The 23,991-nt window shown below is 26.8% G+C and carries 24 protein-coding genes, 2 pseudogenes and 1 riboswitch; of the genes and pseudogenes, 16 read left to right on the forward strand and 10 right to left on the reverse strand.

Annotated features, from left to right (window positions below; genetic code table 11):
* The 4 genes from T364_RS0108305 (at window position 1) to T364_RS0108320 (ending at window position 3,524) form a co-directional block, all read left to right on the forward strand.
* Entirely contained in the window at window positions 1-1,047 is a 1,047-nt protein-coding gene (locus T364_RS0108305) for an extracellular solute-binding protein (protein WP_035945667.1), read from the forward strand.
* A gap of 21 nt (window positions 1,048-1,068) precedes the next feature.
* Entirely contained in the window at window positions 1,069-2,160 is a 1,092-nt protein-coding gene (dnaN, locus tag T364_RS0108310; protein WP_027129176.1) for a DNA polymerase III subunit beta, read from the forward strand.
* Between the two features lie 128 nt (window positions 2,161-2,288).
* Complete coding sequence (locus tag T364_RS0108315; protein ID WP_027129177.1) at window positions 2,289-2,750, forward strand: YbaK/EbsC family protein; 462 nt, start codon at window positions 2,289-2,291, stop codon at window positions 2,748-2,750.
* Window positions 2,751-2,765: 15 nt separating this feature from the next.
* Complete coding sequence (locus T364_RS0108320) at window positions 2,766-3,524, forward strand: TrmH family RNA methyltransferase (RefSeq protein WP_027129178.1); 759 nt, start codon at window positions 2,766-2,768, stop codon at window positions 3,522-3,524.
* Window positions 3,525-3,565: 41 nt separating this feature from the next.
* Here T364_RS0108320 and mscL read toward each other — a convergent pair whose 3' ends face one another.
* From mscL to T364_RS11165, 5 genes are all read right to left on the reverse strand, one after another.
* Complete coding sequence (mscL, locus tag T364_RS0108325) at window positions 3,566-3,970, reverse strand: large-conductance mechanosensitive channel protein MscL (RefSeq protein ID WP_027129179.1); 405 nt, start codon at window positions 3,968-3,970, stop codon at window positions 3,566-3,568.
* Window positions 3,971-3,978: 8 nt separating this feature from the next.
* Window positions 3,979-5,142, reverse strand: a complete 1,164-nt coding sequence (locus T364_RS0108330; protein WP_027129180.1) for an NAD(P)-dependent malic enzyme — start codon at window positions 5,140-5,142, stop codon at window positions 3,979-3,981.
* Between the two features lie 15 nt (window positions 5,143-5,157).
* Window positions 5,158-6,219: a M42 family metallopeptidase gene (locus tag T364_RS0108335; protein WP_051532701.1), complete on the reverse strand. Its 1,062-nt coding sequence runs from the start codon at window positions 6,217-6,219 to the stop codon at window positions 5,158-5,160.
* 81 nt (window positions 6,220-6,300) lie between these two features.
* Window positions 6,301-6,792: a PTS sugar transporter subunit IIA gene (locus T364_RS0108340; protein ID WP_027129182.1), complete on the reverse strand. Its 492-nt coding sequence runs from the start codon at window positions 6,790-6,792 to the stop codon at window positions 6,301-6,303.
* Between the two features lie 69 nt (window positions 6,793-6,861).
* The gene (locus T364_RS11165; protein ID WP_158413633.1) at window positions 6,862-7,008 is read right to left on the reverse strand and encodes a hypothetical protein; all 147 of its coding nucleotides are present in this window, start codon (window positions 7,006-7,008) and stop codon (window positions 6,862-6,864) included.
* Window positions 7,009-7,224: 216 nt separating this feature from the next.
* Between T364_RS11165 and T364_RS0108350 the strand changes: the two genes are divergently transcribed.
* The 6 genes and pseudogenes from T364_RS0108350 to T364_RS11315 form a co-directional block, all read left to right on the forward strand.
* Window positions 7,225-8,577, forward strand: coding sequence for a hemolysin family protein (locus T364_RS0108350; RefSeq protein ID WP_027129183.1), 1,353 nt, complete (start codon window positions 7,225-7,227; stop codon window positions 8,575-8,577).
* 128 nt (window positions 8,578-8,705) lie between these two features.
* The gene (locus T364_RS0108355) at window positions 8,706-9,548 is read left to right on the forward strand and encodes a fumarate hydratase (RefSeq protein WP_027129184.1); all 843 of its coding nucleotides are present in this window, start codon (window positions 8,706-8,708) and stop codon (window positions 9,546-9,548) included.
* An 11-nt stretch (window positions 9,549-9,559) separates the two neighbouring features.
* Complete coding sequence (locus T364_RS0108360; RefSeq protein WP_027129185.1) at window positions 9,560-10,105, forward strand: Fe-S-containing hydro-lyase; 546 nt, start codon at window positions 9,560-9,562, stop codon at window positions 10,103-10,105.
* A gap of 82 nt (window positions 10,106-10,187) precedes the next feature.
* Entirely contained in the window at window positions 10,188-11,408 is a 1,221-nt protein-coding gene (locus T364_RS0108365; RefSeq protein WP_027129186.1) for a class I SAM-dependent methyltransferase, read from the forward strand.
* Window positions 11,395-11,934, forward strand: a pseudogene (rnmV, locus tag T364_RS11310) (ribonuclease M5); the annotation flags it as partial. The gene T364_RS0108365 and the pseudogene rnmV, both read left to right, overlap by 14 nt.
* Before the next feature lie 15 nt (window positions 11,935-11,949).
* A pseudogene (locus tag T364_RS11315) lies at window positions 11,950-12,333 on the forward strand (arsenate reductase/protein-tyrosine-phosphatase family protein); the annotation flags it as partial.
* Between the two features lie 49 nt (window positions 12,334-12,382).
* Here T364_RS11315 and T364_RS0108380 read toward each other — a convergent pair.
* Complete coding sequence (locus T364_RS0108380) at window positions 12,383-12,907, reverse strand: gamma carbonic anhydrase family protein (RefSeq protein WP_027129187.1); 525 nt, start codon at window positions 12,905-12,907, stop codon at window positions 12,383-12,385.
* Between the two features lie 12 nt (window positions 12,908-12,919).
* Window positions 12,920-13,726, reverse strand: a complete 807-nt coding sequence (gene proC / locus T364_RS0108385; protein ID WP_027129188.1) for a pyrroline-5-carboxylate reductase — start codon at window positions 13,724-13,726, stop codon at window positions 12,920-12,922.
* 187 nt (window positions 13,727-13,913) lie between these two features.
* Between proC and T364_RS0108390 the strand changes: the two genes are divergently transcribed.
* On the forward strand, window positions 13,914-14,462 hold the full coding sequence (locus tag T364_RS0108390) for a DJ-1/PfpI family protein (RefSeq protein WP_027129189.1): 549 nt from the start codon (window positions 13,914-13,916) through the stop codon (window positions 14,460-14,462).
* 112 nt (window positions 14,463-14,574) lie between these two features.
* Here T364_RS0108390 and T364_RS0108395 read toward each other — a convergent pair whose 3' ends face one another.
* On the reverse strand, window positions 14,575-16,125 hold the full coding sequence (locus T364_RS0108395; protein ID WP_276845380.1) for an ABC-F family ATP-binding cassette domain-containing protein: 1,551 nt from the start codon (window positions 16,123-16,125) through the stop codon (window positions 14,575-14,577).
* Between the two features lie 129 nt (window positions 16,126-16,254).
* Between T364_RS0108395 and T364_RS0108400 the strand changes: the two genes are divergently transcribed.
* Complete coding sequence (locus T364_RS0108400; protein ID WP_027129191.1) at window positions 16,255-16,809, forward strand: LemA family protein; 555 nt, start codon at window positions 16,255-16,257, stop codon at window positions 16,807-16,809.
* On the forward strand, window positions 16,790-18,490 hold the full coding sequence (locus T364_RS0108405; RefSeq protein WP_027129192.1) for a DUF2207 domain-containing protein: 1,701 nt from the start codon (window positions 16,790-16,792) through the stop codon (window positions 18,488-18,490). The genes T364_RS0108400 and T364_RS0108405 overlap by 20 nt, the downstream gene beginning before the upstream one ends.
* Before the next feature lie 232 nt (window positions 18,491-18,722).
* Here T364_RS0108405 and T364_RS0108410 read toward each other — a convergent pair whose 3' ends face one another.
* Together T364_RS0108410 and kdsB are read right to left on the reverse strand one after the other, a co-directional pair.
* The gene (locus T364_RS0108410; RefSeq protein ID WP_027129193.1) at window positions 18,723-20,252 is read right to left on the reverse strand and encodes a SpoIID/LytB domain-containing protein; all 1,530 of its coding nucleotides are present in this window, start codon (window positions 20,250-20,252) and stop codon (window positions 18,723-18,725) included.
* A gap of 9 nt (window positions 20,253-20,261) precedes the next feature.
* Window positions 20,262-20,999 carry a 3-deoxy-manno-octulosonate cytidylyltransferase gene (kdsB, locus tag T364_RS0108415; protein WP_027129194.1) on the reverse strand — a complete coding sequence of 246 codons (738 nt, stop codon included), beginning with the start codon at window positions 20,997-20,999 and terminating at the stop codon, window positions 20,262-20,264.
* A gap of 142 nt (window positions 21,000-21,141) precedes the next feature.
* Here kdsB and T364_RS0108420 point away from each other — a divergent pair, with 142 nt between their 5' ends.
* The 3 genes from T364_RS0108420 to T364_RS0108430 all read left to right on the forward strand — a co-directional run bounded on the left by T364_RS0108420 (window position 21,142) and on the right by T364_RS0108430 (window position 23,983).
* Entirely contained in the window at window positions 21,142-21,852 is a 711-nt protein-coding gene (locus T364_RS0108420) for an NAD-dependent protein deacylase (protein WP_027129195.1), read from the forward strand.
* 198 nt (window positions 21,853-22,050) lie between these two features.
* Complete coding sequence (locus T364_RS0108425; protein WP_027129196.1) at window positions 22,051-22,542, forward strand: nucleoside deaminase; 492 nt, start codon at window positions 22,051-22,053, stop codon at window positions 22,540-22,542.
* Window positions 22,534-22,634: riboswitch (purine riboswitch) on the forward strand. It overlaps the preceding gene by 9 nt.
* 56 nt (window positions 22,635-22,690) lie before the next feature.
* Window positions 22,691-23,983 carry an NCS2 family permease gene (locus T364_RS0108430; protein WP_211249040.1) on the forward strand — a complete coding sequence of 431 codons (1,293 nt, stop codon included), beginning with the start codon at window positions 22,691-22,693 and terminating at the stop codon, window positions 23,981-23,983.
* The last annotated feature ends 8 nt before the right edge of the window (window positions 23,984-23,991 follow it).

A 23,991-nucleotide genomic window follows, 5' to 3' on the forward strand; every position in this document is an offset into this window, starting at 1 on the left:
ATGTTCAAATCATTTTCAAAAATTTTTTTGGCTGGAACAATAGCAATGGCTACAGTGTCATGTGGGGGAAATAAGCAAGAGACAAATTCCAATATTCTTCATGTTTATAGCTGGGCTGAATATATTCCAACAGAAGTCTTTGATGGTTTTGAAAAAGAAACAGGAATTAAAGTAGTAGAGGATATTTATTCTACAAATGAAGAGATGTTTACAAAATTAAAAGCAGGAGCAACAGGATATGACTTAGTTATGCCTTCACCTGATTATGTAGAAATTATGATAAAAGAGCAAATGTTAGATAAAATTGATAAATCAAAAATATCTACTTTTGAAAATATAGATAAAGAAATGTTAGAGAAATTGGCTGTCTTTGATGCAAATAATGATTATTCAATTCCTTATGCAGTAAGTTCAACTTTAATAGCAGTAAATACTAAATATGTAAAAGATTATCCAAGAGATTACTCTATTTATGAGAGGGAAGATTTAAAAGGAAAAATGAGCCTTTTAGATGATATGAGAGAGGTTATGGGAGCAGCTTTAGGAATGTGTGGATATCCACAAGATGTAGCTGATGAAAAAGCTTTTAAAGAAGCAGAAACAAAAATAAATAAATGGAAACAAAATATAGCAAAATTTGATTCTGAATCTTTTGGTAAGAATTTTGCTAGTGGAGATTTTTGGGTAGTGCAAGGTTATGGAGAAAATATTTATATGGAACTTTCTGATGAGCAAAAGAAAACTACTGACTTTATAGTTCCTGAAAAAGGTGGAATTTTCTGTTTGGATTCTTTTGTAGTATTAAAAACTGCTCCTAATAAAGAAGCTGCTCATAAATTTATGGAATATATCCATAAGCCAGAAGTTTATGCAATGATTGCAGATTATTTAGTAGTTCCATCAATAAATGTCCCTGCTAGAGAGCTTACAAAAGAAAAACCTTTATTCCAAATGGAAGATTTAAAAAATAGTCAATTATTAAGAGATACAACTGCTACTTTACCAATGCAAAATAGATATTGGGAAAAAATAAAAGGTGGTTTTTAAATAAATATATAGGGTGATAGTATGAAATTTAGAATTAATAGAGAAAAATTTATAAATATTTTATCTGATTTTTCTCTTATATTAAAAGAAAATCCAATAAAACCTATAATAGCTGGTTTAAAAATAGAAGCTACTAAAAATAATATAATTTTTACAGGAACTTCTCTTGAATCTAACTTAATAAAAGTTGTAGAAGGAAAAATAGAAGAAGAGGGAATAGTAGTTGTAAAATCTCAACTTATTCTTGAATATATAAAGCTTTTAGATGAAGAAGAAATAGAAATTTATTTAAAAGATAATTCATTAATAGTTCATCAAGCAGAATTTATTATTTTAGATGACAGCATATATCCAATAATAGTAAAAGAAGAATACAATCAAATTACTACTATAAATGCAAAATTATTCTGTGAAGCACTTGAAAAATGTAAATTTTGTGCTTATCAAACTAGTGATAATTTAGCATTAAATTGTATAAAAGTTTTATTCAATAAAGAATCTATGGAATTTATAGCTAGTGATTCATATAGATTAACTTATTTTAAGACAAATAATAATTCTAATGAAGAAAAAGAATATTCAATTCCTCTTGATAGTATAAATTCTTTTACAAAAATTATAAAAGATGTAGATAAAGATATGATTATAGGATATAGTAGTAAGCACTTAGTTTTCATATGGGAAAATACTTATTATTCTACTAGAACAATAGATTTAGCTTTTCCTAATTTCCGTCAAATTTTAGACTTTAATTCTTTTGATAAGAATATGGAATTTAATACAGATGAGTTAAAAAGTTCTTTAAAAAAAGTTATAACTGTTGCTAAAACAAGTTACGAAGCAAAATATGGAGCTATATTTGATTTTAAGAATAATCTTTTAACAATTCAATCACATTCAGGAAAAGGAAAGATTAGTCAAAAAGTTAATATGATAAAATCAGGAGAAAATTTTAAAGGGTCTTTAAATACAAAATTTTTATTAGAGTTTTTAAGTAATATCTCAAAAAATACTATGGTAGAAGGTGTTAATGCTTCATCAATGTTTAGAATTACAGAATATGATAATCCTAATTATATTTATATTTTGATGCCATTAGCACTAAAAGGATAAAAAAATAAAATTCTGGTAGCTTTTGCTACCAGTTTTTTTATAATTTTAGTAAAATTTCTAAAAATAAAATTGACTTAAATGAAAGTAGTGATATAATATTTTGTAAGCTAAATGGATAGGAGGAATTTATGAGTTTAGAAAGTGTAAAAAAATATTTTTTAGATAATAATTTACCACTTATTGTAAGTGAAACAGATAAAGATACAGGAACTGTAAAAAATGCAGCAATAGCTTTTGGAATAGAAGAGGATGAAATTGCTAAAACAATGGGATTTTTATTAAAAAATGGAGAATGTATTTTAATTCTTATGAAAGGTACTGCTAGAGTTGATAATTCAAAATTTAAAGCTAAATTTAAAGAAAAAGCTGTTATGATACCTTTTGATAAAGTTGAAGAATTAACTGGGCATATGCCTGGAGGAGTTTGTCCTTTTGGTTTGAAAAAAGATTTAAGAATATTTTTAGATGAAACTTTAAAAGAATTTAATGTAGTTTATCCAGCAGGTGGAACTCCTCATTCAGCAGTTAAAATAACTGTGGATATGCTAGCAGAAGTTACAAAAGGTGAATGGGTTAATATAACAAAATAAAATTAAGGAGATTTTATGTTACAAATATCAGGAAAAGACAATGTTCTTTTTAAAAAAGTAAAAAAATTAAAGCAAAAAAAATATCGTGAGATAGACCAAATGTTTTTAGCAGAAGGAGTAAAGTTTTTAGATTTTATAACTACTCCTAATTATATATTCATAGATGAAGACTTTGATTTATCTCTTATTGAAAATAAATTAGAAAAATTTCAATGTGAAAAATATATTCTCTCTTCTGGATTATTTTCTCAATTAAGTTCACAAGAAAATTCTCAAGGAGTTATATTAGTATATTCATATGAAAAATATTCTTTAGATACTCTAGAAAATAATATAGTAGTCTTAGATAAAGTTAGTGACCCTGGAAATCTTGGAACAATTATAAGAACAGTAGATGCTGCAGGATTTAAAGATATAATTCTTACTACAGGTAGTGTAGATTGTTACAATGAAAAAGTAATTAGAAGTACAATGGGCTCTATCTTTAATGTAAGGCTTCATTATATGAATGAAGATGAAATGGTAATGTTTTTAAAAGATAAAGACTATAGATTAATCTCTACAGCTTTAGATAAAAATTCAATCCCATATACAGCAATGAAATTAAAAAAGAAAAATGCTATTATATTTGGAAATGAGGGAAATGGAATATCAAAAAGTATATTGGCTGTATCTGATGAAAAAATTATAATTCCTATTTATGGAACTGCTGAATCTCTAAATGTAGGGATAGCTTGTGGAGTAATTCTTTATAAAATGAGAGAGATATTATAAAATAAAAGCTGTTGTAGAATAAATACAACAGCTTTTTCTTTTTAATTATGTTTTTCTTTTAATAAATCTCTAATCTCTGTTAAAAGAATCTCTTCATTTGTAGGTTTTGGTGCTGGTTTTTCATCTTCATGTTTCTTTATTAGTCTATTTACTAATTTAACCATAAAAAATATACTTATACCTATTATTAAGAAATTTAAAATATTTTGTAAAAATTGACCATATTTTACAACAACAGGTTCTCCACCAGCTATACTAGATGGGATTAAAAATTGAAGAGAGGAAATATCTATTTTTCCAGTAAGAATTCCAATTATAGGCATTATAATATCATTTACCATACTATTTACAATTTTACTAAAAGCTCCCCCTATAATAACCCCAACTGCCATATCTAAAACATTTCCACGAAGAGCAAACTTTTTAAATTCTTTAATGAAGTTCATACTATCACCTATTTAGTATTTAAAACAAAATCAGATACAGATTTAGCAACTACTTTTACTACTCTTTCATCAAATACATCTGGAATAATATAATCTTCTCTTAATTCTTCATCTTTTATAACAGCAGCTATTCCTTTAGCAGCAGCTATTTTCATTTCTTCTGTAATTTGACTAGCTCTTGAATCTAAAGCTCCTCTAAAAATTCCAGGGAAAGCTAAAATATTATTAATTTGATTTGGATAATCAGAACGTCCAGTACCAATTATTCTAGCTCCACCAGCTTTAGCTTCTTCTGGTAATATTTCTGGCTCTGGATTAGCCATAGCAAATACAACAGAGTCTTTATTCATTGTAGCCACCATTTCTTTTGTTAAAAGTTTAGGGGCAGATACTCCTATAAAAGCGTCAGCTCCAACAATGGCTTCTTTTAATCCACCTTTTATGTTATTAGGATTTAAGAATTTCATTAAATCTTTTTTTAATGGATTATATGTTTCTATATCATCTCTATTTAAAACTCCATCAATATCTACAGCTACAATCTCTTTAGTTCCCATTTGATGTAAAAGTTTACATATTGAAGAACCAGCAGCTCCAGCTCCACTTACAACAATTTTTACATCTTCAAATTTTTTATTTAAAAATTTGAAAGCATTTATTAATCCAGCAGTAACAACAATAGCTGTTCCATGTTGGTCATCATGGAAGACAGGAATATTTAATTCCTCTTTTAATCTAGTTTCTATTTCTACACATCTAGGAGCAGAAATATCTTCTAAGTTAATTCCTCCTAAGCTTGGAGAAATTAATTTTATAGTTTTTATAATTTCTTCTGTATCTTTAGTGTCTAAACATATAGGAAAAGCATCTATTCCAGCAAATCTTTTAAATAAAAGACATTTTCCCTCCATAACAGGAAGTCCAGCTTCTGGTCCAATATCTCCTAAACCTAAAACAGCTGTTCCATCTGTTATAACAGCTACTGTATTTCCTTTAGAAGTATATTTATAAACATTATCTTTATTTTCAGCTATTTTTCTACAAGGTTCAGCTACTCCTGGAGTATAAGCAAGTGATAAATCTTTTCTATCATTTACTTGTACTTTTGAAACCATTGCTACTTTCCCTTTATGTTCTTCATGTAATTTTAATGCTTCTTCATAGATATTCATTACTTTCCTCCTAAGTTAAAAATTTTTAATAATATTTTCGTTTAATTCTTTTACTATTGCTTTAACTAATTTAACAGTTTCTTGATAATCATTTAATGATACAAAATTATGATGAGAATGAGCATATCTTACAGGAACACCTAAAACTATTGTTGGAATTCCTAAATTTTCTAAATGAATTTTTCCAGCATTAGTTCCACCACTTTCTCTAACAGTTTCTTGATATTTTATACTGTATTTTTTAGCAATATCTTTTATAAATTTTACAAGTTTTGGATTAGCTATCATTGTAGGGTCAATATGTCTTATTTGAACCCCTTTTCCTATTCCACCTTGACTTGTATATTTGTTTCTAAAAGTGTCATCAGCAGGAGGACCTTCTAAAACTATAGCTACATTTGGCAAAGCTTTTTGAGAACTAACTATAGCTCCTCTTAATCCAACTTCTTCTTGTGATGAGATAACTCCTACAACATCTACATCTAAATTTTCATTTTTTATATCTTTCATTACTTCTGTAATTATAGCACAACCTATTCTATCATCAAAAGCTTTTCCTAAGAATAATTTTGAAGTTTCATTGTATTCACAAATTACATTTGGAATAACAGGAGCACCTATTTCAATTTTATATATTTCTTTAACTTCTTCATATGAAAAAGCTCCAATATCTATAAACATATCTTTAAGCTCTGTTTTTCCATCATTTTTTAAAAAATGAGGTGGTACAGAAGAAATTATACCATTTATATATTTCCCATCAGAATTTTGTACTTTTACTTTATGAGCTTGTACTTGTTGAGAGCTCCATCCACCTATTGGAATAAACTTTAAAAGTCCATTTGCCTCTATTGATTGAACCATGAATCCAACTTCATCTGAATGAGCTTCTAACATAATCACAGGTTTTTTTCTCTCTTCGGGAACAATATTATTTATATATAAATTATTCATAGAATCTTTTTCTATATTATAATAATCTTTCATTTCATCTTTTATAATTTCTAGTACTTTATCTTCAAATCCAGATATTCCCTCAGTATCACTTAATTTTTTTATTAAATCTATACTATTCACATCTATCTCCTTTTTCTTATATTGATAAAAAAAGAAGAATCAGAAAAAATTGATTCTTCTTTTGAAAAGCTATTTGAAAATTTATTTTAAAGTAACTCTCATTAATAAATCTCCAGGTTGTACATCTCCTTTTGCTACAACTTCAATAGACTCAACCATATCCATACTTGTAATTATAATAGGAGTTTTTACTGAAGGGGCATTAGCTTTTATAAAATCTAAATCGTATTCAACTAATTTAGTCCCTTTTTTATTTCCACCTAATTCTCCAACTCTTGTTAATCCTTTTTTATCTAATTTTACAGTATCTACTCCAAAGTGTACAATTAATTCTAATCCACTAGGAGTTTCAACACTGATAGCATGATTAGTTTCAAATATATCAACTTCTCCATCTGCAGGACAGTAAATAGCACCTGGTAATGGGTCAATAGCACATCCATCTCCTATCATTTTTTGAGAAAAAGCTTCATCTGGAACTTCTTCTAATGGAATAACTTTTCCTGCAAGTGGTGAATAAATTTCTACAATTTTAGTATTTTTTTTACCTTTTAAAAAATCAAAAAATCCCATTTTTAATTCTCCTTTATTTATTTTATTGTTATATAATATTATTACATATTCTTAAAAATAATTCAATAGTTATCTACATCTTTTTATATATTCTCTATATTTTTGAAAATCTTCTTCTATTTGTTTAGGATATAAACTTTCTCTAAGAGCTTTTTCTTCTTCAAATTGTTTTATTATTTTTTTTACAATTTCTTTTTTTTTGTTAATTATCATCATAGTATACACACTCCTTTTATGCTTGAGTAAATTATTATATGTGAATATAGATGATTAAAAAATATCATCTTAGTACTATTATACAATATAATTTTTAAAAATCAACTATTTTTATATTTTTTAATCCAAACATTTATTTTCTAAATGAATTGCTACTTGTTTTTAGTTAAGGAATATGATATTATATCATCAAATAAATTTTTTAGGAGGTTTTAAATGGAAGTTCCCACGTCAGGACAGATGATTTCAAATTTATTATTTTTAGTGTTTTTAACTTTGGTTAATGCTTTTTTTGCTTGTACCGAAATGGCTATGGTGTCTGTTAATAAAAACAAAATTAACATGATTGCTGAAAAAGGAGATAAAAGGGCTAAACTTATTCTAAAACTTTTAGAAGAGCCAACAAACTTTTTATCAACTATACAAGTAGCTATTACTTTATCAGGATTTTTTGCCAGTGCTTCAGCAGCTACTAATTTTTCATATATTGTAGCAAATTGGCTTATGTTATTTAATATTCCTTACAGTAAAGAGATAGCTCTTATTCTTGTAACTATTATTTTATCCTTCTTTACTTTAGTTTTTGGAGAATTAGTTCCTAAAAGAGTAGCTCTACAAAAAGCAGAAACTATGAGTTTATTTGCAGTAAGAATTGTATATCTAATTTCAAAGATAGTTTTACCTTTTATAAAACTTTTATCTTTCTTTACAAATTTTGTTTTAAAAGTATTAGGTATGAATTTAAAAAATATGGAAGAGAGAGTTTCAGAGGAGGAAATTAAATCTTTAATAGAAATTGGAGAAAAACATGGTGTATTTAATGAAACAGAAAAAGAGATGATAACATCTGTATTGTCTTTTGATGATAAATGTGCTAGAGAAGTTATGACACCAAGAAAAAATGTATATTGTATAGATATTAACGAACCTTTAAGTGAATATATTGATGAATTATTAGAAACTCGTCATTCAAGAGTTCCAATATATGAAGAAGATAAAGATAATATAATAGGTATTCTATATATAAAAGATTTTATAATAGAAGCTAGATTAAAAGGTTTTGAAAATGTAAATATTAGAGATATTATGCAAAAGCCATATTTTATTCTTGAAAATAAAAATATTGATGTTTTATTTAAGGAGTTTCAAGAGAAAAAAATATTTATAGCTTTACTTATAGATGAGTATGGTGGATTTTCTGGTATAGTAACTATGGAAGATTTAATAGAAGAGATTATGGGTTCTATAGAAGAAGTACATGATGAAGCAGAACCTAAATTAGAAAAAATAGATGAAGATAATTATATAGTAGATGGTCTTTATTCTATGGATGACTTAAATTATGAGCTTGATTTAAAATTTGATAATGAAGAGTTTGATACTGTATCAGGTTTTGTTATAAATCTACTTGGAAAAATTCCAGAAGAAAATGAAAAACTATCAATAGATTATAAAAATATATCTTTTGAAATTTTAGGTGTAAAAGAAAAATGTATTGATAAAATAAAAATTACTATTCATCATATAGAAAAAAATGAAGATGATGATATAGAAAAGGAAGATGAATAAATTATAATAACAAGAGATGTTACTATTAAGTAACATCTTTTTTATTTAATTTTTATAAAAATTTCTATGACTTTTATTTTTTATATTTTTGTGTTAAAATAAAAAATATTAATTATGGAGGGTAGGCCATGAGAGAAATAAATTTGGAAGTGATTACAAAAGAAGTTGAAAGACTATGTATAGAAGCTAATTATTATATTGGAAAAGATGTATTAGAAAAATTAAAAAATGCTTATGAAACAGAAGAATCAGAAGTAGCAAAAACTATCTTAGGACAAATTATTGAAAATGATAAAATTGCTTTTGAAGAAAATTTACCTATTTGTCAAGATACAGGACTTGCAGTAATTTTCTTAGAAATAGGAACTGAAGTAAAAATAAATGGGGATATATATGAAGCTATAAATGAGGGAGTGAGAAGAGGATATGAAAATGGATATCTTAGAAAATCAGCTGTAAGACATCCAATTGATAGAGTTAATACAAAAGATAATACTCCTGCTATAATTCATACAAAACTTATTCCAAATTCAGATAAAATAAAAATAATTATGGCTCCAAAAGGTGGAGGTTCTGAAAATATGAGTACAGTTAAAATGATGAAACCTGCTGATGGAGAAGAGGGAATTAAAAAATTTGTAGTTGATTTTGTAAAAAATGCTGGAGGAAATCCTTGTCCACCTATAGTTATAGGAATTGGACTTGGAGGAACATTTGAAAAAGCTGCTTTACTTGCAAAAGAAGCTTTACTTAGAGATTTAGATGATGAAAGTTCTAATCCAATAGATGCAAAACTTGAAAAAGAGATTTTAGAACTTATAAATAAAACAGGAGTGGGAGCTATGGGAATTGGTGGAATAAATACAGCTCTTGCTGTAAAAGTTAATAGTTTTCCTTGTCACATTGCGTCTATGCCAGTAGCTATTAATATTAATTGTCATGTAGCTAGACATAAATCTGTTATAATTTAGGAGATGAAAATATGAAATTAACTGTACCTTTTAATGAAGATGATTTAAAAAAATTAAAAATAGGAGATACTGTTTTTTTAACAGGAACTATATATACAGCAAGAGATGCTGCCCACAAAAGACTTGTCGAGCTTATAAAAAAAGGAGAAAAACTTCCTATTGAGTTAAAAAATCAAGCGATATTTTATGTAGGACCAACTCCACCAAAACCTGGACAAGTTATAGGAAGTGCTGGACCAACTACAAGTTATAGAATGGACCCATATGCTCCTCTTCTTATAGAAAATGGATTAAGAGGAATGATTGGAAAAGGTGGGCGTTCTTCTGAGGTAATCGATTCTATAAAAAAATATGGAGCTGTATATTTTGGAGCTATTGGAGGAGCTGGAGCTTTACTTTCTAAAGCTATAAAAAAAGCTGAACTTATAGCCTATGAAGATTTAGGTGCTGAAGCTATTAGAAAATTGGAAGTTGTAGATTTTCCAGTAGTAGTTATAAATGATGTTTATGGAAATGATTTATATAAAGAGGGACAAAGTAAATGGAATAGAGAATAAATATTTTTCTCTAGACAGATAATTATTCCCATGATAAAATACTCTTTGATAATAAAAATTCAAGGAGTATTTTTTTATGAAAATGTCAGACGAAAAAGTTCTTTCTCTTTTAAAAGAAGAGTTTGAAAATAAAAATATAGTGAGATGTATTTTTTCAAATATGAAGGGAGATTATGAATATAATAAAATCATAGTTAAACCTTTAGTTATAAAAAATAATTTTCTATATCAATTTGAACAATTTAAAAATAATAAAGCTTATCATGAAAATATAACTATTGAGGAAGCAAAGAAAAAATTACAAGAAATTGTAGATAATTTTTATCAGCATATGGTATTTACAAAAAATAGTGATATTCAAATTATCCGTGGGAAAAAAGATTTTAATGTAAAGAAAGTTACTAATGAAAAAGAGGTTTGTTCTTTATCTCACAATAAAACTAAAAAATATATATTAGAAGAGGGGACTAGAATACCTTTCTTAATTAAATTGGGAATTATGGGTGAAGATGGAAAAGTTTTTAAAAATTCTTATGATAAGTTTAGACAAATTAATAAATATTTGGAATTTATAGATGATACTATAAAAGAATTAAAAAGTAAAAAACTTATAGAAAATCATATTAAGGCTGTGGACTTTGGTTGTGGAAAATCTTATCTTACTTTTGCTCTACATCACTATTTAAAAAATATTCAAAATATGACTTTTGAAGTTATAGGACTTGATTTAAAAAAAGATGTTATAGAATATTGTAATAAAGTAGCAAAAGAATTAAATCTTGAAAATTTAGAATTTTTAACAGGAGATATAAAAGATTTTGATAAATTAAAAAATGTGGATATGATTTTTTCTCTTCATGCTTGTAATAATGCTACTGATTACTCTTTATTAAAAGGTTTGGAATTAAATGCGAAAGTTATTTTAGCTGTTCCATGTTGTCAACATGAATTTAATCAAAAAATGAGTTCTAACAAAAAAAGTGAATTTTATTCTAATTTTAATCCTATAGGAAAACATGGAATTCTTTTAGAGAAATTTGCTTCAATAGCAACTGATGCTTTTAGAGCTCAAGCTTTAGAACTTTGTGGGTATAAAACTCAAGTAATGGAATTTATAGATATGGAGCATACTCCTAAAAATATTCTTATAAGAGAAATTGTAGATAAAACTAATGAAAAAACTTTAGAAAAAAAATTAGTAGAATATGAAAATTATAAAAACTTTTTAGGTATTGAACCACTATTAGATACCTTATTAAGACCTTATTTTAAAATTAAAGAGGTAAAAAATGAAAATAATTAAAGAGATTATTGTTGTAGAGGGAAGAGATGATATAACAGCTGTAAAAAGGGCTGTTAATGCTGAAGTTATAGCTGTTCATGGATTTTCAGTCAAAAAAAATCTTGAAAGAATACAAAAGGCTTATGAAAATAGGGGAATTATAATATTAACCGACCCAGATTTTGCTGGATTACAAATTAGAAGAATTATAAAATCTCGTTTTCCTTTAGCAAAACAAGCTTATATAAATAGATGGGAAGGAAAAAAAGATGGAGATATTGGAGTAGAAAATGCTTCTCCTGAAGCTATTATAAGAGCTCTTGAAATGGCAAAATGTGAAACTGTTGAAGCTAGTAAAATTTTTACTGTTAATGACCTTATAGAAAATAATCTTACAGGACATAAAAATTCTAAATTTTATAGAGAGAAACTTGGAGAAAAACTTGGTATAGGATATTCTAATGGAAAACAACTTTTATCAAAATTAAATAATTATGGAATTACTAGAGAAGAATTTGAAAATGCTGTAAAATCTTTTAAAAAGAAAAAAGTCGCTTTTGTGTGTGTTCATAATTCATGTAGAAGTCAAATAGCTGAAGCCTTAGGAAAATTATATGGAAATGATGTTTTTGAAAGTTATAGTGCTGGGACTGAGATAAAAAATCAAATTAATCAAGATGCTGTAAAATATGTTAAAGAAATATATAATATACATATGGAAGAAGAGGGACAAAAATCTAAACTTCTTTCTGATATTCCAAATGTAGATATAGTTATAACTATGGGTTGTAATGTAAATTGTCCTTATTTACCTTGTGAATATAGAGAGGATTGGGGATTAGAAGACCCTAGTGGAAAATCTAAAGAGGAATTTTATAAGACAATAAAACTTATTGAAGAAAAAATACTTTCCCTTAAAGAGAGAATAGAAAAAAATCTTATATAAAAAAGGCTGTTGCTATTACAGCCTTTTTTATATAATTTATTTTTAATTTTTATTTAATTTCTTCTAAAGTTTCAAGAAATAAATTTTTTTTATCTTGATATGATTTGCAAGTTGCTATCATCATTTTTAGTTGTTCTTCTGATATTTTTCCAACTACTTTAGCAGGATTTCCTTTTATAAAACTTCCTTCTTCAATTTTTCCAATTTTTGAAGTTACTAAAGCTCTTGAAGATACAAAACAATTTTTTGGAATTTCTACATTATCTGTTATAATAGTTCCCATTCCAATTAAAGAATTATCTCCTATTTTTGCTCCATGTATTAAACAATTATGACCGATAGTTACATTTTTTCCAATAACTACATCAGCATTATGTTCTCCATGAACAGTAGTTCCTTCTTGTATATTACTTCCTTCCCCTATTTCTATATGTAAAATATCTCCTCTTAAAACTACTCCATACCAAATAGAAACATCATCTTGAATATTTACATTCCCTATTATTCTAGCAGTATCAGCTATAAAAACTTTTTCTCCAATTTTAGGGATATTATTTCCTAATTTAAATAACATTATTCCTCCTCTTTATTTAGACATCTCTTTTGATTTTTTTTCACAAGCTTTCATTCCTTGAATAATAGCATTTCTAAATCCACATTCTTCTAGTTTTTCTACAGCTTCAATAGTAGTTCCTTTTGGAGAACATACCATATCTTTTAATTCTCCAGGATGCATTCCAGTTTCTAAAACCATTTTTGCTGAACCTAATACAGCTTGAGCAGCAAATTTATAAGCCATTTTTCTTGGCATTCCACTAGAAACAGCAGCATCTCCCATAGCTTCTATCAGCATAAAAATATAAGCTGGAGAAGAACCACTTACAGCTATTACTCCATCTATTAATTTTTCACTTACAACTTCTGTTTTTCCAAAAGCATTAAGTAATAAAAGTGCTTCATCCAATTCCTCTTTTGTTATAAATTCATTAGGCATAACAGCAGTCATACTTTCTTTTACAAGAGCTGGAGTATTTGGCATTATTCTTATAATTTTTACGTCTTTTCCAAATAATTCTCTTGATTTTTCTAATTTTACTCCTGCTGCAATAGTAATTATGATTACATCTTTTTTAATATAATCTTTTATTTCATTAATAACTTCTGGATACATATCAGGTTTTACTGCTAAAAATAATATATCTGATTCATTAGCTACAAGTAAATTTGAATTTGAAGTTTTTACTCCTAAATCATTATATAATTTTTTTAGTCTTTCATTTGATGGGTCTGAATAAATAATATTTTCTTTAGGTACAATATTAGAAGAGATTATTCCACCTCCAATAGCATATCCCATATTTCCACCACCAATAAATCCAATTATTTTTTCCATGAAATCCTCCTTAAAATTAAATTTAATTTTAAAAATTAACAATAGTATTATACCATTTTTTATTTTTTTTAACTATAATAAAAAATAATATATTATATAATTTTATCGGACTAAATAAAATTAGACTTTTATTTTCTATTCTGATATAATTAAATTAGATTAAATTATTTACTTAGGAGGAATAATTATGAAAAAAGTTTATGTCTTACTTGCTGATGGTTTTGAAGTTATAGAAGCTCTTGCCCCTGTAGATATTATGAGAAGGGCTGGAATAGAAGTTATTACTTTATCTCTTAATAACAATCTTGAAGTTATGTCTTCTCATAATATAAAAGTTATGGCTGATAAAATTTTTGATGGAGAGTTTAAAGATGGAGATGGGATATATTTCCCTGGTGGATATCCAGGATATGAAAATTTATTAAAATCTCAAAAAGCTATGGAACTTGGAAAATATTATTTGAAAAATAATAAATTAGTTGGTGCTATTTGTGGAGCTCCTTCTAGTCTTGCTAGAGCTGGAGTTATAGATGGAAAAAATATTACTTTACATTTTGGTTGTTATGATTTAGTTGGGAATAAATGTAATATTATTGATAAACCAATTGTAGTAGATGGAAATCTTATTACAGGTAGTGGAGCTGGATATTCTGTTGATATGGGACTTGCTCTTGTAAACTATCTTGTTCCTGAAAAAGTTGCTGATGTTAAAAAAGCTCTTACTATAAAAGATTAATCTTATTAATTTCTTTATAAATAAAAAAAAGTCTGTAAAAATTATTAAAAATAATTCTACAGACTTTTTATTTTTTATTAATATTTTTGTAGTTTATAAAATTTATATTTTTTTAAACTATTTTTGTTGTCCAATCTTCTACATTCCAAACTTCAGTGGCTATATCATTATAAAATTCTGGCTCATGGCTTACTAAAACTATTGTTCCCTTAAATTCTTGTAACGCTCTTTTTAATTCGTCTTTAGCTTCTACATCTAAGTGGTTAGTAGGTTCGTCAAGCACTAAGAAATTTATATTTTGTAACATTAATTTACATAAACGGACTTTTGCATTTTCTCCTCCAGACAAAACTTGTACTTGGCTTGTAATATGGTCTCTTGTAAGTCCACATTTAGCAAGTGCAGCTCTTGCTTCTTGATTTGTCATACTAGGATATAAATTCCAAATATAATCTAATGCTGTTATTCCAGAAATATTTTCTTCTTGTTGGAAATATCCAATTTCTAAAAATTGTCCATGCTCAACTTCTCCTGAAAATGGTTTTAATTTTCCAAGAATTGTTTTCAGCAATGTGGATTTTCCAAGCCCATTAACTCCCTTTATAGCTATCTTTTGATTTCTCTCTATAGTAAAATTAAGTGGTCTAGTCAAAGCTTCATTATATCCTATCACTAAATCTTTAACTGTTACAACTTCTCTACTTGGAGTACGAGCCTCTTTAAATTGGAAAGTTGGTTTTGGTTTTTCTCTAGCGATTTCAATTATATCCATTCTATCTAATTTTCTTTGACGGTCTTTTGCAAGATTTGTAGTAGCTACACGCGCTTTATTTCTAGCAATAAAATCTTTTAAATGAGCAATTTCTTTTTGTTGCTTTTTATATGCTTGTTCAATTTGTCTTTTCTTTAACTCGTACATCTCTTTAAATTGATAATAATCTCCAGTGTAACGAGTAAGTTCAGCATTTTCTACATGATAAATAACATTTACTACTTCATTTAAGAAAGGTATATCATGAGAAACAAGGATAAAAGCATTTTCATAATTTTTTAAGAAATTTTTAAGCCACATAATATGATTTTCATCTAAAAAGTTTGTAGGCTCATCAAGTATAAGTATCATAGGATTTTCCAACAAAACTTTTGTTAATAAAATTTTTGCTCTTTGTCCACCTGATAATTCTGTAACATCTCTATCAAGTCCTATATCCATAAGTCCAAGCCCTGCTGCATACTCTTCTATTTTAGAATCAAGAGAATAAAAATCTCCACTTTCTAATATACTTTGAATTTCTCCAACTTCTTCCATTAAAGAATCCATCTCTTCTGGAGAACAATCTCCCATTTTATCATATAGTGCCATCATCTCTTTTTCTAATTCAAACATATGGTCAAAAGCACTTCTCAATATATCTCTAATTGTTTTTCCTTTTTCTAAAGTACTATATTGGTCAAGATACCCTGTTGTAATGTGGTTACACCAAGTAACTTTTCCTTCATCAGGAACAAGTTCTCCTGTTATAATATTTAAAAATGTTGTTTTTCCCTCTCCATTTGCTCCAACAAGTCCTACATGTTCTCCTTTTAAAAGTCTAAAAGAAGCATTTTCTAAAATAGTCCTCGCTCCATATCCATGACTAACATTTGTTACTTCTAATATCATTATTTCCTCCAAAATTAAAAACTCTACAATTTATTATTTTATCATACTTTTTAGTTTTTTTCATTAATTATTTTTATTTTTATAAAAATATAGTATAATTATATTATCAATATACAAGGAGGACTTACTATGATTTTTTTAGGTATTATTGTTTTACTAATTGTTATTATTGCTTTTATTCTAATTGGAATTTATAACAAATTAGTAAAAGAGAAAAATTTTGTAGAAGAAGCTTTTTCTACAATAGATGCTTATTTGAAAAAAAGATATGACCTTATTCCTAATTTAGTAGCTACTGTAAAAGGATATAAGGATTATGAGGGAGAAACTTTAGAAAAAGTTATAGCTGCAAGAAATAAATATATGAGCTGTACAAATATGAATGACAAAATAGAAAATGAAAATATGATAGCTGGGACTTTAGGAAAATTATTCGCATTGCAAGAATCTTATCCTGATTTAAAAGCTAATACAAACTTTTTATCTCTTCAAGGAGAAATTACAAAAATTGAAGAGGACATTTTACAAGCTAGAAAATATTATAATGGCAGTGTAAGAAATTATAATACTTATTGTGAAACTTTTCCTAATCTTTTCATTGCTAATATGTTTGGATTTAAAAAATATCCATTCTTTAATATAGAAGAAAGCAAGGAGAAAGAAAATGTTAAAATTAGTTTCTAGTATATTTTTTATTTTATTTACAATATCCTTTGGTAGTAATAATTATGTTATAAATAATTATAAAGTCAATATAAATATAACTGAAAAAAATGTATATAAAATTGAAGAGGAAATACAAGCTAATTTTTTAAGACCTAGTAGAGGATTATATAGAATAATTCCTACTAAATACAACGGAAGGACTATTAAAGTTACAGACATAAAAGTTAATGAGAAATCTCTTATAAGAGAAAGTGATGATACTACTTTCATTAGACTTGGTGACCCTAATAAATATATAACAGGTATAAAAGATTATAAAATTTATTTTAATCACAATCTTGGTTGGGATAAAACAAATGAATATGATGAAGTTTATTATAATCTAATTGGAAATGATTGGGATACAACTATAAAAAAAGTTGAATTTTCTGTAACATTACCAAAACCATTTGATATAAACAAAATTTCTTTTACTTCTGGGTCTAGAGGTAATACAACATCTAATGGAGTATATTGGCAAGTAAAAGGTAATACAATATATGGATATACAACTTCATCATTATCTCCTTATGATAGTCTTACATTGGCTATCCCTCTAGAAAATGGCTATTTTGATATTGGTAGTAGTAAAATATTTTACTATTTAAATAATATAATTTATTCTGTCGGAAAATTCCTTTTATTTGGAATTTATCCTATAATATTATTTATTGCTTTCTATATTTATAAGAAAAATAAAAAAGAATTAAAAGTTATTGAAACAGTTGAATTTTATCCACCAGATAATCTTACTCCTACTGAAGTAGGTTATTATATAGATGGTTCAGTTGATGCAAAAGATTTGACTAGTATGATTTTCTATTGGGGTGATAAAGGTTATCTCTCAATAATCGAAAAGGAGACTGGTGGATTATTTAATAGAAAACAAATCTTTTTAGAAAAATTAAAAGATATAGAAACTGATAAAACTTTTGAAAGATATTTATTTGATAGTTTATTTGCCTTTGCAAATGGAAATATAGTAAATATTTCAGAGTTAAGAAATGAATTCTATATTTATATGGAAAAAACAAGTGATATTTTTCAAATAGATTTAATAAAAAATAAGAAAACACTATATTCTAAAGAAAATAAAACAAATACTAGAAAAATAACTTTTTTAATTCCTGTAACTATGCTTTCTACTTTTATTCTTATTAGTACTTTTAGTGATGGAAATTTTCCTAATGTTATCTTATTCTTTATAGCTACTATTATAACTTGTGCATTACTTGAAAAACTTTCTAGAAAACTTAGAGTACGCTCAGAATATGGAAATAAAATTCTAGGTAGATGCCGTGGATTTAAGAAATTTTTAGAAGTTACTGAAAAAGATAAATTAGAAATGCTTTTAGAAGAAAATCCAAATTATTTTTATGATATTTTACCTTATGCTATTGTATTGGGAGTAAGTGATATATGGGCTAATAAATTTAAAGATTTAGTTACTGCTCCTCCTACTTGGTATAATACAAATTCAACAAGTGATGTATTTGTATTTTCTCATTTTATGGGAAGATTTAATAATTCTTTAAATTCATTAAATAATTCTATGCTTTCATCACCTAAATCTTCGACTAATTTTGGTGGTGGTCGTTCTTCTTCTAGTGGTGGTTCTTCTGGAGGAGGAGCAGGAGGTGGAGGTGGAGGAAGTTGGTAAAACTTATATGCCACACTTCTGACATAATGTTTTAATATAATGAATTTGTTCATAAGACCTTTCCTTTTAAATATAAGAAATGGTAGAAACTGTGATATTAGCCGGTCACAGTTTCTTTTATTTTTTTGTAATATTATCTTTACTACTATAAAAAAAAGATATATAATATAATTCCTTGGCAGGGGAGTTTTATATAAAAAAGGTTCATTACAATGTAATGAACCTTTTTATTTTACCATACTGTTACAGCTGAAGCCCCAAAGCCACAACTTGTAGAATAATATTTTGCATCTATTGGCTTACCTTTATATAACATAACTAATCCATATGTTTTTTTAACTGCTTCTCTTGTTTCTGGATTTTCATGTGTATTATTATAAACTTGAGACATTGTATTATCTGTTACATGAAAACCTTGAGCTCTATATCTACCTTTTAAATAGTCACTAAGGGCGTAAGTTCTAGCTGCCACAGCTTGAGCTTTTAGAGCTTCAATACCAAAACTTCTTGGCATTTCACTAGGTACAACTTGTAATAAATAATCTTCTATAAAGACTTCATTAATAAGATTAAGTCTACCAGAAGCAGTTTGTGATAATTTTATTTCTAAAGTTCCTCTATATGTTGGATTTTTATGGGCTCTTCTTATAGAAGTTATAGTAAATCTATTGTTAGAACTTCTAAGTTCTACTTTTTCTTTTGTTTCAGCTCTCTTTTTCCCATTTACATAGACATACATTTTTGATGATTTAGGAACTATTTTTACTTCATCACCTTTTTTTAAAGTAATTCTCATCCAACTATTTACAAGGTCTGATTTAGCATCAGTTTTTATTGTAACCACTTCATGATTCAGACTAGACATATTACTTGTAGTAAGTCCTATTCTTATCTCTCTTCCAACTCCAGGTAAAGAATACATATTTTTTATTTCTATATCTTTATAATAAAAATTCAAAATTTCTTTAAAATTCTTTCCATAATTTTTACTTAAGTCGTAAGCTCCATATTGGCTCATACCAGAACCATGTCCAAATCCTCCACCATAAACTACAAAATCTCCACCTTTTTTCTCTATAGCAAAAAATCCTGATGGTAATAGTGGTGGATTATATTTTGTCGAAGTATATTTTTTATCTCCACCTTTTGCAAGTTTTAGTTCTACTTTTTTTCCTACATTATACTTTGCTAAACCTAAAACTTTTCTTATTGTATATTCTCCTCTTAAAAGATACTCTCCATTACTTCCTTTTATTAAAAGATAAGTAATAACTCCTGATTTTCCTCTTTCTAAAACAATAATATCTTTTAATCTTCCTACTGGATTAGATTTTATAGGTTTTCTAACCCATCTATTTTTTTCTAAAGTAAATACAAATGATTTATTTATTGTAGGTAAAACTTTATTAATACTTTTTGCATAGTCAGAAGAATCAATTTCATAAGTCCATCTCCAATAACTTGAATTATCTCCATATCCTTGCATTTTAGAATTTCTAAAAAATATTATAAAATCTTTTTCTGACTTCCCAATAAATCTTCCATTTGTTAAATGGCTACTATCTCTTAAATATGGAAAATTATCTGTATAAGTAACATCTGGTGTTGGATATCCATACTTTGAAAAATACGAAATTCTTCCATCTCTTCCAACATTTTGATTATAAGTTGGTCTGTAATAAGTAGATGATTTTTTATTTCCACACCCTACATAAAATATCATAATAATTAAAGTAAAAAAGCTTAAAATATATTTTTTCATTATTTCTCCTTATAAGGTAATATTATTTGCTTTAATATACTGTCTAACTCTCTCTAATTCTTCCACAGTGTCAACACCTATAATTTTATATTGAGTTTCTAAAACTTTTATTTTGTGACCATTTTCTAAAACTCTTAATTGTTCTAATGATTCAGAAATTTCAAGTGATGTTTGCTCCCATTGAGAATATTCCATTACAAACTCTCTTTTATATCCATAAATTCCTACATGTTTATAATAAATATCTTTATTTTTATTTCTTGGATATGGAATTACTGACCTTGAAAAATATATAGCATAATCATTTTTATCTGTAATAACTTTTACACTATTAGGATTTTCTATATCTTCTTGATTATCAAGTTTAAATTTTAAAGTTCCCATTTCTAATTGAGGTTCTTTTTTGAAAGCATCTATTAAAGAATTAATCATATCTTTTTCAATTAGTGGTTCATCCCCTTGAATATTTATAATTACATCAGCATCTGTTATTTTTTCACAAACTTCTGCTATTCTACTTGTTCCATTAGGATGGTCTTCTCTTGTCATAACAGCCTTTCCACCAAATTTAACTACTTCATCATATATTCTTTTATCATCAGTAGCTACTACCACATCATCTAAATCAGAATTTTTTACTCTTTTATAAACCCATTCTATCATTGTATGACCACATATATCTTTTAAAGGTTTTCCTTCTAGTCTACTTGAACCATAACGAGCTGGTATTACTCCTAAAAATTTCACTTTTAATCCTCCTATAACATTAAAATGATTTTATACATTATTAAAATTGTATCATATTTCTATATTATTGTAAAAAATAAATTTAGAAAATTTATTTTTTTATAGTATAATTATTATATAGAATGCTCAGAGGAGGACTTTTATGGAAAATATAAAAAAATTTGCTGATATTATAAAAAATAGTAATTATATTGTTGCTTTTACAGGGGCTGGAGCCTCTACAGATTCTGGACTTGCTGATTTCAGAGGAAAAAATGGGCTTTATAATGACAGAAATTTTATGGGATATGAGCCTGAGGAAATTCTTAGCCATGATTTCTTTTTTGCTCACAGAGATATTTTTAATAGATACCTAAAGGAAAAACTTTCTATAGATGGAATAAAACCAAATTTTGGCCATAAAGCATTAGCTGAACTTGAAAAATTAGGAAAATTAAAAACTGTTATTACTCAAAATATTGATAATTTACACCAAGAAGCAGGAAGTAAAAATGTTTTAGAACTTCATGGAACTTTAAAAAAATGGTATTGTCTAAACTGTGGTAAAAAATCTAATGAGGATTTTAAATGTTCTTGTGGTGGCACTGTGAGACCTCAAGTAACTCTTTATGGTGAAATGCTTGATGAGGTTGTAACTGAAAATGCTATAAAAGAAATAAAAAAAGCTGATACTTTAATAATAATTGGAACAAGTTTAACTGTTTATCCAGCAGCATATTATATAAATTATTTTAAAGGAAACAATCTTATAATAATCAATGAAACTCCTACTTCACAAGATGGAATGGCAAATGTAGTTATAAGAGAAAAATTTGCAGCAATTATGGAAAAAGTTATGAAAATTTTAAAATAATTCTAAAATTTTTATTGACAATTTTAAAAAAATTTTATAAAATACTTTCATAAAATTTAATAAGCAACAATGGCGCCCACAAGAGACTCATTAGGTAGATTTAATTGCTACTCATCTTGCTTGGGTGGAGTGTATAGTGAATTATAAGGTAACCCAAGGGTTACCTTTTTTATTTATTTTATTTTTTAGGAGGACTTTATGAAAACTTTAAATCATGTTAAATACATCAAAAGATGTATTGAAATAGCCAACGAATCTATGGCTAGCGGAAACCATCCTTTTGGAGCTTTAATTGTTGATAAGGAGGGAAATATAATAGTAGAATCTGGAAATATTGAAGTTACTGAAAAAGAAGCTACAGGACATGCTGAAACTACTGCTGTTAGAAAAGCTGTAAAATTATATTCTAGAGAATTTTTATGGGATTGTACTTTATATTCTACTGCTGAACCTTGTTGTATGTGTACTGGAGCAATTTATTGGGGAAATATTGGAAGAATAGTTTATGGAATAAGTGAAAAAAAATTATTAGAATTAACAGGTAGTGATGAAGATAATCCTACTTTTGATATGCCTTGTAGAGAAATTTTAGCAAAAGGACAAAAAAATATTGAAGTTATAGGACCAATAGCTGATGATGAATTAGCAAAAGAAATAGCAAAAGCTCACATTGGATATTGGAATAAATAATTTTAAATTTCTCGTATAATTTTGATAATTCGGTTCAAAAGTTTCTACAGTTCTACCTAAATAGAACTACTACGAGTTGACTCAAAAAGTCCAATTCGAATTTAATAAAAAACATTAAAGGAGAAAAATTTTTATGAATAATAAACTTATACAATTTTTAGATAAAAAATTTTTTATTTCAGAAAGAGGAGGAAGTTTTAAAGGAGAATTTTTAGGAGGTTTAACTACTTTTCTAACAATATCATATATTATCTTCGTAAATCCTGCTGTCCTTTCTCTTACTGGTATGGATAAAGCTGCTTTAGTAACTGTTACATGTGTAGCTAGTGCTATTGGCTCTTTTCTTGGTGGAATCTTAGGAAATGTTCCTATTTCTCTTGCACCAGGTGTTGGACTTAATGCTTTTTTTACTTTCACTCTCGTAATGGGAAATGGTATTCCTTGGCAAGATGCTTTAGGAGTAGTATTTTTTTCTGGAGTTTTCTATTTAATTCTTGCCTTTGGTAGTATTAGAGAAAAGATTATAAATTCTATTCCTCAATCTTTAGCTACTGCTTCTACTGTTGGAATTGGTCTATTTTTATCTTTGATTGGACTTAAAAGTATGGGAATAATTGTAGCTGACCCAACAACTCTTGTAAAAATAGCTCCTATCACTTTACCTGTTGGTCTTTCTTTAGGATGTTTATTTCTAATGTATATTTTAGATATGAAAAATATAAAAGGTGGCGTTTTATTAAGTATTATTATTACATCTATTGTTGGAATGTTTCTAGGAGAAGTTCCTATTCCTGAAAAATTGTTATCTTCTCCTCCAAGTATGAAACCTTTATTTTTTAAATTAAATATATTAGGTGTTCTAAAATTAAGTCTTTTAGGCTCTATTTTTTCTTTTATGTTTATAGATCTTTTTGATTCTTTAAGTGTTTTAATGTTTTCATATAAGGAAGTTCCCTTTAGAAATGAAGAAGAAAGAAAAAAAGGATTAGGAAGAATGCTTTATGCAGATTGTTCTTCTACAATAATTGGTGCTCTTTTAGGAACTAGTACTGTTACAACTTATGGAGAATCTATTGCAGGTATTAAAATGGGAGCAAAAACAGGTCTTGCTTCTATCTTTACAGGCCTTCTATTCTTATTAGCTCTATTTATCGCTCCAATTGTAGAAGCTATTCCTGTATTTGCTGTAGCTCCAGCTCTTGTTATTGTAGGAATATTTATGTTTAGAAATGTTTCACAATTAGATTTAAGCAATATGAAAGAAGCTATTCCTTCTTTTATGACTATAATATTTATGCCAATGACTCATAGTATTGCTATTGGACTTAGTATAGGATTTATTTCTTACATTATTATAAATGTAGCAGCTAGAGATTATAAAAAAATCTCAATTACATTATGGTTAATTGGCATTTTATCTGTCATAAATTTACTAATATAATAAATCAT

Origin of the sequence: Fusobacterium perfoetens ATCC 29250 (genome assembly GCF_000622245.1) — a bacterium.
Lineage (GTDB): Bacteria > Fusobacteriota > Fusobacteriia > Fusobacteriales > Fusobacteriaceae > Fusobacterium_B > Fusobacterium_B perfoetens.